The following is a 12,766-nucleotide window of genomic DNA, read 5'->3' as shown; positions in this document are numbered from 1 at the left end:
GTTCCGGTCGGATATGGCCGGTCTGTCTTCTCCCCCTCCCCCAATTCGAAGCCTTCATTGAAGCCTTTTACCACGCTTTCTCCACGTCTTTTTTCACGCCTCTACGAAGCCTATTTATCAGACCGGCGTCCTCTTTCTGATAACGTTATGGCGGCATTCACTGATATCGGGATCATCCTTCTGCTGATCCTCTTCAACGGCCTCTTCTCGATGGCAGAGTTTGCGATCGTATCGGCCAGGAAGGTCAGGCTCTCGCAGCGGGTTGCGGATGGAGACAAGGGGGCCGCGGTGGCCCTGGAACTCGCCGAGGAGCCGAACCGTCTCCTCTCCGCCGTGCAGATCGGGATCACCGTCATCAGCATCGTCTCCGGTGCCTACGGCGGGGCGGCCCTCTCTGGATACGTGGCGGCTCCACTCAGGTCGATTCCGGCGGTCGCCCCGTACAGTGACCTCCTGGCCCTGGTACTGGTCGTCGCCGTGATCACCTACTTAACCCTGGTCTTTGGGGAACTGGTCCCCAAGAGGCTCGCCCTTGCGGACCCGGAACGGATCGCCGCCTCAGTCGCGGTACCGATGAAGTGGTTCGCCTGGGTGGGGTCTCCGCTCGTCTCGCTCCTCTCGTACTCCACCGATCTCGTGCTGGCGATGCTTGGGGTTAAGGGTTCGACGGAGTCCCCGGTGACCGAGGAGGAGGTGAAGATCATGATCAAAGAGGGGACGCAGGCCGGGGTCTTTTTAGAGGAGGAGCAGGCGATGGTCAGCCGGATCCTCCGCCTCTCAGACCGTCGGGTATCCGGGTTGATGACCCCGCGGCCTGATATCACGGCGGTCGATCTCAGGAGTCCTGATCTGGAACAGATCGCCCTGATGCGGGCCAGCGGCCACTCGTACTTTCCGGTGATCGATGGTGATCTGGACCGGATCCGGGGGATGGTCTCGGTCCGCGATCTCTGGGCCCGGATGCTCGATGGCGAGGAGGTCTCGGTCAGCAGGGCCCTGACCGAGCCGCTCTATATCCCCGAATCGGTGCCGGCGCTGAAGGTGCCGGCCCTCTTCCGGGACGCCGGCCTGCACCTGGGGCTCGTCACCGACGAGTACGGATCGGTGCAGGGACTGGTCACCCCGCATGACATTCTGGAGTCGATCGTCGGGGTGCTCCCCTCGCCGGACCAGGAGGCCGAGCCTGAGTTCGTCCAGCGGGAGGACGGTTCCTGGCTGGTCGACGGGATGCTCCCGCTCGACCAGTTCCGTGACGTGGTCCCGCTCGGGGACCTGCCGCTCGAGGAGAAAGGGTACTACCACACGATCGGCGGACTCGTGATGATGCACCTTGAGCGGAGGCCGCAGACCGGGGACCGGTTCACCCATGGGGACCTGCAGTTTGAGGTGGTGGATATGGACGGCAACCGGGTCGACAAGGTGCTGGTCACCCCGGTCAAAAGGGATGATCAGTAGTCCCTGCAGACCGATTTAGTGGTCCTGAAGTGGACCTTGGCCACCGACCTGAGCACCCCCGGACCATACCGGCCGACCAGCTGCGCCGCCTGCCTGGTCACACCTGCAGAGGCTCCTTTTAAGAGGTGGAGATGATACGGCTCGCCGAGCAGGTCCATCTCCTGAAGAAATCGTGCCCTGGCCAGCACTGAGGCCGCCGCCACCGCGGTCTCCTGCTCTGCCCGGGGCCGCTGAACGACCCGGAGACCCGGGCACCGGGTGGTGAGCAGGTCCCTGAGCACCCGTTCCCCGGCGAACTGGTCGACCAGCGCCGTGGTGCACCCGCTCTCTGCCGCCACCGCCTGGATCGCTTCGGCATGGATTGACGCGAGAAGATCGTTCAATGTTCCGCCGGCCCTGGCGGTGGCATCATACCGGGTGTTGTACTCCTCAGGGAGGAGGGCTATCACCGATGCGCTGACCGCCGCCTTCCTGACCACGGAGGCCAGGGACCTGTTCTCCTGGTCGGAGAGCGCCTTGCTGTCCGTCACCCCGGCTGCCCTGAGCCTGGCGGCACCCTCCTGGTCCAGGCAGACGGCGGCTACGACCAGCGGTCCGAAGTAGTCTCCTTTGCCCGACTCATCGCTTCCGATGAGGAGCGGAAGGGCAGTGAGGTGCCCGGGTGTTCCGGATGGTTCCAGTGTATCCGGAGGAGCCACCCTGGTGCCGGCGATCGCCGCCTTCAGCAGCGCCTCGGCCTGGCTGTTTCTCACCTGCGAGTAGTCGATCGTGACCGCCCCGGATTTCTTCTGGTAGACCCTGAGCAGGGCTGACCACTCGCTGGTGCCGACCTGGAACTGGAACCCGTAGGCTATCGTCCTTGGGGGTGCGGCCTGGATCCCGGCTGCCCTGAGCCTGGCGGCGATCTCCCGATAGAGCTCGTCAGGGTGTGATCTTCCGGATAATGACATGAAAAAAGGGGCGACCTGATCAGATGTTCATCTGGGTCAGGGCGTTGTAGACCATGCTTCTGAACTGTGCCGGGTCCAGGGTGTACTGCTCCTGGGCCTTCTTCGAATCAGGGGTGGTGCCGTAGGCATCGATCCGGTTCAGGGTGGCCGCGGCAGCGTCGAGGACCCAGAGGTCTCTGGTCTCCTTGTCCACGACCGTCACCGACTCCGCCTTCACCGAGATGAGCTTGTTCCCGTCAGGGGTCTCGTAGATGCTCGGCTTGCCGATGATGGCAACGAAGGCCGGCGTCTCGATCTTCGCCATCTGCTGCATCGCCTCGGGCTGGTAGTTGCCGGCCATGATGAAGGTGGTCCCGGTCGGGTCCACCACCCGTGCCCGGTAGAAGATGTTCTGCTCGCCCTGCCGCTGCTTCTCGGTCATTGTCCCGACCAGAAAGATCCGATTACAGCGTTCGCCTGTCGGGAGGAGCACAAAGGTCGGGCTCTTCTCCTCGGTCCCCTCCTTGAACTGGTACCTGGTCTCGCGGAGTTCCTGGGCGAAGACCCGTCGTGCCGGCTCCCGCTCGAACCGCTGGTCCCTCCGTGGGAACGCTGCGCTCTTCTCCGGGGTCATGCCTGTTCACCTCCGGCACGGTTGATCAGCGCAGCCAGGGCTGTCTGGTCCAGGTGCTGCGGTTCGCACTGGTTGACCAGCATCACCTGGTCCATCTCCCGGCCTCTGCAGGTCAGGTACCTGCCCATCACGACATCGCCGAGGTGTAAGAAGACCTCGTCCATGCCGAGCGGGCTGTTCTCTGCCATCTCCTGGGCGGCCTCCAGGGTCATCCCGGTCACCTGTTCGGTCACCTCGCGCTGCATCAGCACGTTCCTGGTCTTCTCGCCGTCGTCGAGCACCCCCTTGATCCGGAGGTCATATCTGAACTCCGGCTGGATCTCGTGGATCGGGCAGTAGTTCTGCCTGGAGAGAACCCGGTTGCACCCCTCCACTGGGCAGCGCTTGACCAGCCCTGAACCCTGGCTGATGTGGACGAGCGCCCCTGAGAAGGCCGCTCCCCCGGTTCCGACCTCGATATCCCCTTCGTCGGGGATGACGGTCGCGCTGTTCAGATTCAGCGACAGACGGCCGTTGTACTCGTCGACCTGGGCATAGTAGATATTGTAGACGGTGTCAGGGAGGAGTTTCTCCTTTCCCTCTCCTTCCTCGCGCCATATTGTGAACTTCAGCGTCCCGGACTCGTCGCCGACGATCCCGGTCTGCAGCATCCGTTCATGCGAGGGCTCCCACTCCTGCACCATCTTCACCCGAACACTGCCGACCCCTGGATGAAGGGTCTGCACCGGGGTGATCGTCGGCACAAGCGGCTGATCATGGGTGATCTGGCTGACGGTCGTCCCTGAATGGACTTTTACGTTCGGAACGTTCCGGAACTCGTCGACCACTGCTGATTCAAGCCTGTACCACTCCCCTAAGTCAAGGAGCGGCGCTCCTGCCTTGGCCCAGATCACAAACTGCATCGCCCCGGTGGAGTCCGCGATGATCCCGGTCTGTCCGATCGCAGGGGTACGTGGGGTGGTCAGCGAGACCACCTTCCCTTCGATCGTGACCCACTCGCCAGGGAGCACCTCTCCCAGACCACGGAGGTCTGAAGCCATGCTGACCACGCCGGTCAGCTGGAACTCCTTCGCGAGCTCGTTCATCACGGTCCGCTCTGCCTCGGCAGGCTGGACACCGAACTCCTCGATCAGGCGGCGAAGCTTTGCTTCGACCGCTGCCTGGTCGGGGGTTTTGCCTTTGGACTGAACCTTCTGGGAGATTCTCTCAGCTATTACGGAAATATCCATACTTACATCTCCATGTTAGGAATGGATCTGTCAGGGTAAATAACTAAAACGCTGCAGGGTGAAAGTGAACGACCCTGGCCCTCTGCCCCTGCCATCTGCCGGGATCGACAGATGTTTATGCAAACCTGTATTCACAGTACAGGTATGGTGTTAACAGCTGACAGTACAATCTACGATCTCCTCCAGGAGAAGCCGGAATCGACAGCGATCCTCTTCAAGTTCGGAATGGGCTGTGTCGGGTGCTCGATCGCCAAGGGCGAATCGATCAAGGAGGCCGCCGCCGCCCATGGTATTCCGCTCGACGAGCTGGTCTCGGCCCTAGGCATCGCCCAGTAACCCTATTTTTATTCCGGTCTGATACTCCGGCGCCGGTGCACCTGTTTGAGTTCACAGAGCGAAGCCATCGGGTCCCTCTGCAGGTAGGCCGCGACCGCGGGCTCGTGCACCAGCATGCAGCCGCTGCAGTTCCAGACGGTCTTCCCGGTCGAGGAGATCACCTGCTGGCCGAGCTCGTCGTCCTCGCAGGGGTAGAACGGGCAGTAACAGTACCTGCAGGACTGTCCCTTCATATGGCACGGGTAGTACGGGCAGTCCTTCGACTGCCAGGCCACCCAGTGGTCGCCGCCGAACCGGCTGTGGATCGAGAAGGCCGGCCTGTTCAGGGCGGCCCGATCCCCGGGGAGGGAGAGGGATCGCCGGAAAAGCGCCGTCTCTGTCGCCTCGGTGGTAGCGGCCGTCACTTCGGCCTCCGACTCCGGGCCGGCAGGTGAATCCTCCTCCTCCTCGGTGGCTGCCGCCACCTCCACTGTATACTCCGGCATTCCTGCCTTCTCAAGGACCTTGTTGATCGCTGCCGCCGCGGTCTTCCTGATCCCGTTCAGCAGGGCCGGCCCTGCCCGGTTCACGACGATCACCATGCTCACCGAGGCGGGCCCGGCATGGACGCAGGCGGTCACCTGGTCGCAGCGTGCGATCGCAGCCGTGACGATCCGCCCGGCCGAGAAGAGGGTGTACGCCGGTCCAACCATCCCAGCCGCGGCTGCCGTCAGTTCTCCGGCCCGCTCCCTCTCTTCAGCGGCCGCGGTTGTGATCATCACCAGGGGGACGGTCAGCAGGGCTGGATCGTGTTGGACTGCAACCGTGAAATGACCACGGAGAAAAAGGGTGGTACCGTCGAGATAATATCTCATGCAATGGTGTAGTGGACCCTGTCCTTCAGTTCCTGCTGTTTTCCTGCATTCCAGCCGGAGACATCCTGAAGGTAGCCGGTGACCCGGCTGATCTGCACCACATCGTGGGAGCCGCAGTCAGGACAGACCGCCGCCCCGCAGAGCGGACAGTACTCGATCCCTGCGAGCACCTCATGAGAACAGTGGCAGTGATCGAGCGGGCACATGATCTCCGGGTGTGCCTCGCCGCAGTTCGGGCACGGACTCTCATCCACGATCAGATGGCAGGTGTGACATTTATACCGCCGTTCCTCTGGGGGGATATCGGTGAGTTTCTGGTATTTTGCCGCGAGCTTCCGCTGCTCCTCGCTCCATTCCATACTACTCAATGGGAGAGGCTGCTCTTAAACTTTTCAGCAATTGGATCGATCGTCTCAGCAGACTCATAGGGTTCATCACCAATCAGGATGATCGTTCATCATTGACGATCGCTGCCATCACTGCCGCCTCATGTGCCGGGTCCGCGGCCCCGTAGATCGTCCTGCCGACGATCACCCCTTCGACCAGGGGGAGCACTTTCTTCAGGTCGCCGCCCTGTGTGCCGATGCCGGGGCTGTAGATCTTTCTCGACCTCACCACGCCGCGGAGAGCCCGGATCCGTTCCGGCCTGGTGGCCGGGGCGATGATCCCGTCGGCCCTGCACTCCACCGCCAGGGTCGCGATCTGCTCGGCGACCCCGCGTGAAAAGAACGAGAGGGCCCCGGGATGGGACATCTCCGCCACCACGAAGCATTCGCCGCCATAGGCGTGGGCCGCATCCACGCAGGCCTCCACCGCATCCCTGCCGGTGAACCCGTGGCAGATGATCGCATCGAAGCCGGCCGAGAAGACCTGATCGGCGATCAGCCGGTTGGTGTTGGGGATATCGGCCACCTTGAAGTCCGCGATCAGCGGCAGCCCGATGTCGGCGAGGTCTCTGACGATGCCCAGGCCCGCCGAGAGGATCAGCGGGTACCCGAGTTTGATGGCGTCCAGCGAGGCCGCACAGGACTCGGCCACCTCGCGGGCGTGCATCGGGTCGAGCAGGTCGAGGGCGAGGATCAGGTCAGCCATGGCGCATCTCCTCGAGGGTTGCGGCCACGATCAGCGGGAACGTGATCGTCGCGTCGGCATAGACGGTGACGGCCTGCCCCTCCTCGGTGATCTTGCCCCAGGACCTGGCCTCATCGAGGGTCGCCCCGGAGAGGCCGCCCAGGTCGGGCCGGTCGCCGGTCAGCTGGACCGCGTACGAGAAGCCGTTCGGGGTCATCAGCATCGACTGCAGGATGAAGTTCTTCGGCACCCCGCCGCCGATCAGAAAGGCGCCAGCTTTTTCTGTTGCAAAGCAGCGGTCGAGCAGGGCCGGCATGTCCTTGAAGGCGTCGACGGTGACCCTGTGCGTCTGCGAGAAGAGCCAGTACTGCAGCCCGAGCATCGAGTCCTGCAGGGCCGGGCAGTAGACCGGAATGCCGGCCTTTGCGGCCTCTGCCAGGATCCCGGTCTTCAGGTGGAGGCCGATGTGCCGCAGCAGTTCGCTGATCGAGATCACCGAGCCCTCTTCGAGATCCCCGTAGACCTCCTGCATGAACTCCTCGAAGTGGACGAAGGCCTCGTTCGGGAGGTAGACGTCATAGATCCGGTTGATCTCCTCGTGGAGCAGGTCGACGTCCGAGCAGTCGGCCGTGCCGTGATAGTGGTGACACCCGATCGCCTCGATCACGTCGTGGGTCAGGTTCGCACCAGTGGAGACGAGCAGGTCGATGTGCCCGTCCCTGATCAGGTCAGAGACGATCCCGCCCATCCCTGCGGGCACCATCGCCCCGGCCAGGCCGAAGAACTTGGTCGTCTCGGTGTCCTCGAGCATCCTGCGATAGATCGTCACCGCTTCTGCCAGCGATCCCCCGTTGTACGCCCCAGCCCCTCTCAGTTCGGCGACGAGCGCCCCGACACTCATCCCTGCCGAGAGGTGCGCCTGTTTGACCGGCTCATTGCATCCCTTCATAGTCGCCACCTCTGGATGCAGAAATGTTGATCTTCATCAAAGATAACTCCTCGCTGCACGCCCTCTTCACTGCTCAGGACAGGGCTCCGGTGTCGGGCCGGTGCCCCTGCAGAGGGGTTTTGCCAGGTGCCTGCGGGCCATCGACGGCACCTCGTACCATCCACAGATGAGGCTTCGCTGGTGTGTCACCACCTCGGGCTCTGCGCTTCTTTCGCCGCAGTGCCGGCACTTGTACCCCTGCCCCCGTCCTGCGCTGGTCATCCGCCGGTTGCAGGCAGCACAGAGCGGCGGGCGGCGGGTCACCGCATCGGCCATCGCCCGGAGTTGCAACTTCTCCAGGTTCAGCGATCCCCCTTTGTAACTCCCGGTCACGCTCACCTCGTCCCCGGGGACGAGGGCCCTGACGATGTCGCGGAACCCCTTGGTCGGTTCGTAGGCCATTGCCGCCAGGGTCGCCCCGTCCGCCCCTTCGAGGAGCAGGCTCACATGCCCCCCCTGGCCGGTGACCGGAACCGCGGCCACGGTCCCGTCCAGCCGGTACGACCGCCCTTCGAGCAGTCTGCCGATCACACCTTCGACCAGGTGGGCATCGGTCCCCTGGTTGGTCCGGTAGATCTGCTCGAGGACCGGCCGCTCCGTCTCCAGGTACGACCTGGCCAGCGTCACCCAGGCCGGCGAAACCCCTCTGATCCCGAAGAGGACCGGGTCGGGGGTGTGCGGCACGCAGACCACGGTGTTGTTGATGGTGTCCACTGTGTCCCAGGTCTGCGGGAAGGTCGCCGCCTCTGCCGTAAAGAAGGACTCCTCGTCGATCTGACGCGGAGTCCCCCAGCAGGACGGATCCCGGTAGGCGAGCAGTTCAGCGGTCCCATCGGGGAGGTCGCTTGCGATCGCCGCCGCCGCCCCGATCAGCCCTCTGCCGTTCTTGTATCCCTGATAGCGGGCTCCCCACCTTTTCAGGACCTCCTCTGCCTCCGGAATCGTGCAGAAGTCCTGCAGGGCCCGGTGATAGAAGGCGGGGTCCGGCCGTTCGCCGACCACCGCCACCCCGGGGTTGGTCTCGGCCCCGGCGAACTCCGCCAGCTCCTCGACGGCCGCACAGGCGAGTGCGAACCCCTCCTCCAGGTCCCCGTCAGCCTCGATAGCAATGGCCGCGTTCCCCCTGGTCTTGAACCGGACGTTCGGGTTCAGCCGGATCAGCCGTGCCTCCCTGACCGTAAACCCAGCCTCCTCCAGCCGGCCGATCAGCACCGCCCCGAGGTAGGTGGTGCACATCCCCTCCCGTGAATCGGTGTCGTCGATCCCGATGATCATAACCTTATTATTTATTAGCCGGGGGGTCTATATGCATTCGTCAGGTCAATGGTGCAGGATCGGCTCTTTCAGAAGGCGATCAGCGTACTGCTGATCGCCGGTTTTGAGGTATCAGAACGATGTGCGATACGTCCACGTAGTTTTGACCTCATCGCGAAGAAAGGCAACCTGCTGTTGATCATCAAGGTCTCGTCCCCGATCGACAACGTCTCCGAGGAGATCGCGAGGGATCTCGACCTGATCGCAGGTCACCTCGAGGGTTCCCCCCTGATCATCGGGGGCCGGGCGCGGGACACGGACCTGGAGCGGGGTGCGGTCTATCTCCGGTACGGGATCATCGCCATCAACCCCGAGACCCTGTACGACTATCTGGTCGACGGGATCCCGCCGCTGGTCTACGCCTCCCCGGGCGGGCTGTACGTAAACATCAACGGGGACGTGCTCCGAGGGCTGCGCGAGCAGCGGAACATGTCTCTCGGGGACCTGGGCGCTGTGCTCGGGGTCTCGCGGCGAACGATCAGCAAGTACGAGAGCGGGATGGGGACGACGCTCGAGATCGCCATCAAGATCGAGGAGGTCTTCGACTCAGGGGTGATCGAGTCGATCGACCTGCTGAAGTACACCTCCCACTTTGCAGGCAAGCCACAGGAACGTCTCCCTGTCCAGGCGCTGGCCGTCCTCGAGCAGATCGGGCTCGAGCTGCATGCGCTCCGGCGTGCACCGTTTCAGGTGCTGGCTACCTTTCAGGGGGAGATGATCCTGACCGGGTACGGCACTGCAGAGAAGGTGGTCAAGCGCGCCGGTCTGATCGGGAACCTCTCGGCGATCACGCATACGCATGCGATGTGCGTGGCGATCGACGGTCCGATCCGAAAGAAGGTCGGGCAGACGCTGATCATCGGCGAGGAGGAGCTCCACGCCATCGAGGACGGCGAAGAACTGATCGAACTCTTCGATTAGACGCAATTTTTATATAGAACCACAAACCAAATTTATCGCTACATAAGGTGATAACTTTGTCTCAACAGCTTGCAGGACAGCCAATCTTTATTCTTAAGGAAGGAAGTTCACGGACCCGTGGACGTGACGCGCAGGGGAACAACATCAACGCAGCCAAGGCTGTAGCCAACGCGGTCAGGACCACGCTCGGACCAAAGGGCATGGACAAGATGCTCGTCGACACGATCGGCGATGTTGTGATCACCAACGACGGTGTCACAATCCTCAAGGAGATGGACATCGAACACCCGGCCGCAAAGATGATGGTCGAGGTCGCCAAGACCCAGGACGATCAGGTCGGGGACGGGACCACGACCGCTGTCGTGATCGCCGGCGAACTCTTAAAGCGTGCAGAGGACCTGCTCGACCAGGACGTTCACCCAACCGTGATCGCCCACGGCTACCGGATGGCAGCAGAGAAGGCCCAGGAGATCCTCGCCGAGATCGCGATCCCGGTGAAGGCAACCGACCTCGACATGCTCAAGAAGATCTCAGAGACCGCGATGACCGGCAAGGGTGCAGAGGCTGCCAAGGACAAGCTCTGCGACCTGGTCGTTCGGGCAGTCACGATGGTCGCCGAAGACGACGGCACCGTCGACAAGGACAACATCAAGGTGGAGAAGAAGGTCGGCGGCTCGATCCAGGACTCTGAGATCATCGAGGGCATGCTGATCGACAAGGAACGTGTCCACCCCGGGATGCCAAAGAAGGTCGTCGGCGCGAAGATCCTGCTCTTAAACGCAGCGGTCGAGTTCAAGAAGACCGAAGTCGATGCAGAGATCAACATCACGAGCCCTGACCAGCTCCAGTCATTCCTCGACGAGGAAGAGCGGATGATCAGGAACATCGTCGACAAGATCATCGCCAGCGGCGCGAACACGCTCTTCTGTCAGAAGGGTATCGACGACATCGCCCAGCACTACCTTGCAAAGGCAAAGATCTTTGCGGTCCGCCGTGTGAAGAAGAGCGACATGGAGAAGCTGGCCCGTGCGACCGGCGCGTCCATGGTCTCTTCGATCGACGCGATCAGCAAGGACGAGCTCGGCACTGCAGGGCTCATCGAGGAGAAGAAGGTCTCCGGCGAAGAGATGATCTTCGTCACCGAGTGCTCGAACCCCAAGGCGGTCTCGATCATCGTCCGCGGCGGAACTGAGCACGTGGTCGACGAACTCGAGCGTGCAATGGAAGACGCCATCAGGGTCGTCTCCGTCGTCATCGAGGACAAGAAACTGGTCGCCGGCGGCGGCTCACCGGAGACCGAGCTCTCCCAGCGTCTGAAACTCTACGCGTCCAGCGTCGGTGGCCGTGCACAGCTCGCCATCGAAGCCTTTGCCAGCGCCCTTGAGATCATCCCGAGGACCCTTGCAGAGAACGCAGGTCTCGACCCGATCGACATGCTCGTCGAGCTCCGTGCCGCTCACGAGAAGGGACAGAAGACCGCAGGTCTCGACGTCTACGAGGGCAAGGCAGGGGACATGCTCGCAGCAGGGGTCATCGAGCCACTGCGGGTCAAGACCCAGGCCATCTCCAGCGCTGCAGAAGCAGCCGTGATGATCCTCAGGATCGACGATGTCATCGCCTCGTCCAGGTCGGCAGGTCCAGAGGGCGGTATGCCACCGGGAATGGGCGGCATGCCACCAGGAATGGGCGGTATGGGCGGCATGGACTACTGAAGGTCCACCCCTCTACCCCGATTCTTTTATCGGGGGCACTACGCCCCCCAAACTTCTTGATGCCAGGGCCTGGCCTGTATTGGCCAGCGGCTGGCGTCGACCTTTTTGGATTACCGTATTGAACACACCATCCTTGACCAATCGTAGAGTTGGAAATTGGTCTATTTTGGGGATTACCGCTTCTCCCTTACGGGAGAACTGGAATTTGAGAAAACCTGGCAGGTATCAACTGTCAGGTTTTCGACAATAATCCCGTAAAAAAAGAAATGCAGCGTCTCTTCACTTCAACGCTTCTGCTTCGGTAAAGCCCGGAGTTTCTCGATCTCCTCCTTTCCTTCGGCCCGGAGGAGGAAGGTGCCGCGGCAGGGCTTGGTGTACGGGAAGATCACATCGTCCCCCTCGACCCCGATGGTGACCGGGGGCACCCCGATCAGGTAGTTCTCAAAGAGCCGATACCCGGGCTGCACCTCGTAGTACTCGGTGAAGTGCGCCCTGATGTACTCGCTGCTCTCCTTGAACGAGGCCCCCTGGATGAGGATCTCGTAATTGATATTCTCGATACAGCTCATTGCAGAACCTCCTTTAACTTATGGACGAGCGGCATCGGATTGTGGACGGCCTTGGCGACGACCTTCTCGCAGGGGAAGGTGATCGTAGCCGCCACCTCCTCGGCATGTTCGCCATAGACGACGGCGATCAGCCTCCCGCTGGAGATGGCCGAGATGGTGCCGGCATACGAGACCCCGCCGTCGTTGTGGACGAAGACGAAGACCTGGTCGAAGTCACGCTCCTTCTCCGCTATTGCTGCGATGCAGGCGTCGAGGTCGATGGAGGCCCCGATATAATGCCCCTCGGGGTCGGCGACGTCGATCAGTTTTCTGGCTGAGGTGGTCCCGGCGATGGTGGGTGAAATCCCGTGCGCTTTGAGGGCGTGGCAGAGGTAGATCGCGACACTGGTCTGCACCGGTACCTGCGGGCACCCGAGCAGGATCAGTGCGGTCGGTGCGTTCTCTCCTGTGGTGGTATCTGTATCCATTGCAGCACTCCAGATCCGGGTCTGTCCAGGGCAGCGTCCGCCGCTGTCCGAAAGATTATCCGGGTATCCTACTCTAGTATCGCGGGGGAAGGGATAATACTCACCTCTCTTCTGTTCTGCGGGGGTGCGGGCCCGGAGTAATCCTGCTTTCTTCAGACTCCAACTTCACGCCGGATCAAGCCAGGGGTCTTTCGTGACCCGTCGCATCCAGACTCCTCGTACAGGGTCTTCTGAGTCAGGATCATCAGGATTATATACAGAATCTATCATACTGACTGATCAGTCTA

At 62.1% G+C, this 12,766-nt stretch carries 14 protein-coding genes; 4 read left to right on the top strand and 10 right to left on the bottom strand.

Going from position 1 to position 12,766, the window contains the following annotated elements:
- Positions 1-147 precede the first annotated feature (147 nt).
- Entirely contained in the window at positions 148-1,455 is a 1,308-nt protein-coding gene (locus ACFKSJ_RS09205; RefSeq protein WP_440949503.1) for a hemolysin family protein, read from the top strand.
- On the opposite strand, the gene rnhC is transcribed toward ACFKSJ_RS09205, so the two are convergent.
- From rnhC to ACFKSJ_RS09190, 3 genes are read right to left on the bottom strand one after another with little or no spacing between them, the layout of a single operon-like run.
- A complete protein-coding gene (gene rnhC / locus ACFKSJ_RS09200; RefSeq protein WP_440949502.1) occupies positions 1,449-2,405 on the bottom strand; it encodes a ribonuclease HIII in 957 nt (318 codons plus the stop codon). The genes ACFKSJ_RS09205 and rnhC overlap by 7 nt on opposite strands.
- Before the next feature lie 19 nt (positions 2,406-2,424).
- Positions 2,425-3,018, bottom strand: coding sequence for an RPA family protein (locus ACFKSJ_RS09195; RefSeq protein ID WP_440949501.1), 594 nt, complete (start codon positions 3,016-3,018; stop codon positions 2,425-2,427).
- Complete coding sequence (locus tag ACFKSJ_RS09190; RefSeq protein WP_440949500.1) at positions 3,015-4,247, bottom strand: nucleotide-binding protein; 1,233 nt, start codon at positions 4,245-4,247, stop codon at positions 3,015-3,017. The genes ACFKSJ_RS09195 and ACFKSJ_RS09190 overlap by 4 nt, the downstream gene beginning before the upstream one ends.
- A 144-nt stretch (positions 4,248-4,391) precedes the next feature.
- On the opposite strand from ACFKSJ_RS09190, the gene ACFKSJ_RS09185 reads away from it, so the two are divergent.
- On the top strand, positions 4,392-4,583 hold the full coding sequence (locus ACFKSJ_RS09185; protein ID WP_440949499.1) for a DUF1858 domain-containing protein: 192 nt from the start codon (positions 4,392-4,394) through the stop codon (positions 4,581-4,583).
- Between the two features lie 8 nt (positions 4,584-4,591).
- Here ACFKSJ_RS09185 and ACFKSJ_RS09180 read toward each other — a convergent pair whose 3' ends face one another.
- From ACFKSJ_RS09180 to ACFKSJ_RS09160, 5 genes are all read right to left on the bottom strand, one after another.
- Complete coding sequence (locus ACFKSJ_RS09180; RefSeq protein ID WP_440949498.1) at positions 4,592-5,437, bottom strand: cysteine-rich small domain-containing protein; 846 nt, start codon at positions 5,435-5,437, stop codon at positions 4,592-4,594.
- On the bottom strand, positions 5,434-5,796 hold the full coding sequence (nrdD, locus tag ACFKSJ_RS09175; RefSeq protein WP_440949497.1) for an anaerobic ribonucleoside-triphosphate reductase: 363 nt from the start codon (positions 5,794-5,796) through the stop codon (positions 5,434-5,436). The genes ACFKSJ_RS09180 and nrdD overlap by 4 nt, the downstream gene beginning before the upstream one ends.
- A gap of 82 nt (positions 5,797-5,878) precedes the next feature.
- Entirely contained in the window at positions 5,879-6,529 is a 651-nt protein-coding gene (gene pyrF / locus ACFKSJ_RS09170) for an orotidine-5'-phosphate decarboxylase (protein WP_440949496.1), read from the bottom strand.
- Positions 6,522-7,457: a deoxyhypusine synthase gene (locus ACFKSJ_RS09165; protein ID WP_440949495.1), complete on the bottom strand. Its 936-nt coding sequence runs from the start codon at positions 7,455-7,457 to the stop codon at positions 6,522-6,524. Before ACFKSJ_RS09165 ends, pyrF begins: the two co-directional genes overlap by 8 nt.
- 66 nt (positions 7,458-7,523) lie before the next feature.
- Entirely contained in the window at positions 7,524-8,771 is a 1,248-nt protein-coding gene (locus ACFKSJ_RS09160) for a TiaS agmantine-binding domain-containing protein (protein ID WP_440949494.1), read from the bottom strand.
- Between the two features lie 48 nt (positions 8,772-8,819).
- Between ACFKSJ_RS09160 and ACFKSJ_RS09155 the strand changes: the two genes are divergently transcribed.
- Positions 8,820-9,731 (top strand): transcriptional regulator, encoded by a 912-nt coding sequence (locus tag ACFKSJ_RS09155; RefSeq protein ID WP_440949493.1) that lies wholly within the window; start codon positions 8,820-8,822, stop codon positions 9,729-9,731.
- 56 nt (positions 9,732-9,787) lie between these two features.
- On the top strand, positions 9,788-11,443 hold the full coding sequence (thsA, locus tag ACFKSJ_RS09150; protein WP_440949492.1) for a thermosome subunit alpha: 1,656 nt from the start codon (positions 9,788-9,790) through the stop codon (positions 11,441-11,443).
- Between the two features lie 284 nt (positions 11,444-11,727).
- On the opposite strand, the gene ACFKSJ_RS09145 is transcribed toward thsA, so the two are convergent.
- The gene (locus tag ACFKSJ_RS09145) at positions 11,728-12,012 is read right to left on the bottom strand and encodes a DUF1894 domain-containing protein (protein ID WP_440949491.1); all 285 of its coding nucleotides are present in this window, start codon (positions 12,010-12,012) and stop codon (positions 11,728-11,730) included.
- Complete coding sequence (locus tag ACFKSJ_RS09140; RefSeq protein ID WP_440949490.1) at positions 12,009-12,479, bottom strand: DUF1890 domain-containing protein; 471 nt, start codon at positions 12,477-12,479, stop codon at positions 12,009-12,011. The genes ACFKSJ_RS09145 and ACFKSJ_RS09140 overlap by 4 nt, the downstream gene beginning before the upstream one ends.
- Positions 12,480-12,766: the final 287 nt, after the last annotated feature.

It is taken from the genome of Methanosphaerula subterraneus (assembly GCF_052055875.1).
In the GTDB taxonomy this organism is placed as follows: domain Archaea; phylum Halobacteriota; class Methanomicrobia; order Methanomicrobiales; family Methanospirillaceae; genus Methanosphaerula; species Methanosphaerula subterraneus.
Note: the sequence above shows the minus strand (reverse complement) of the source record. Positions and strands in the feature narration are given on the sequence as shown.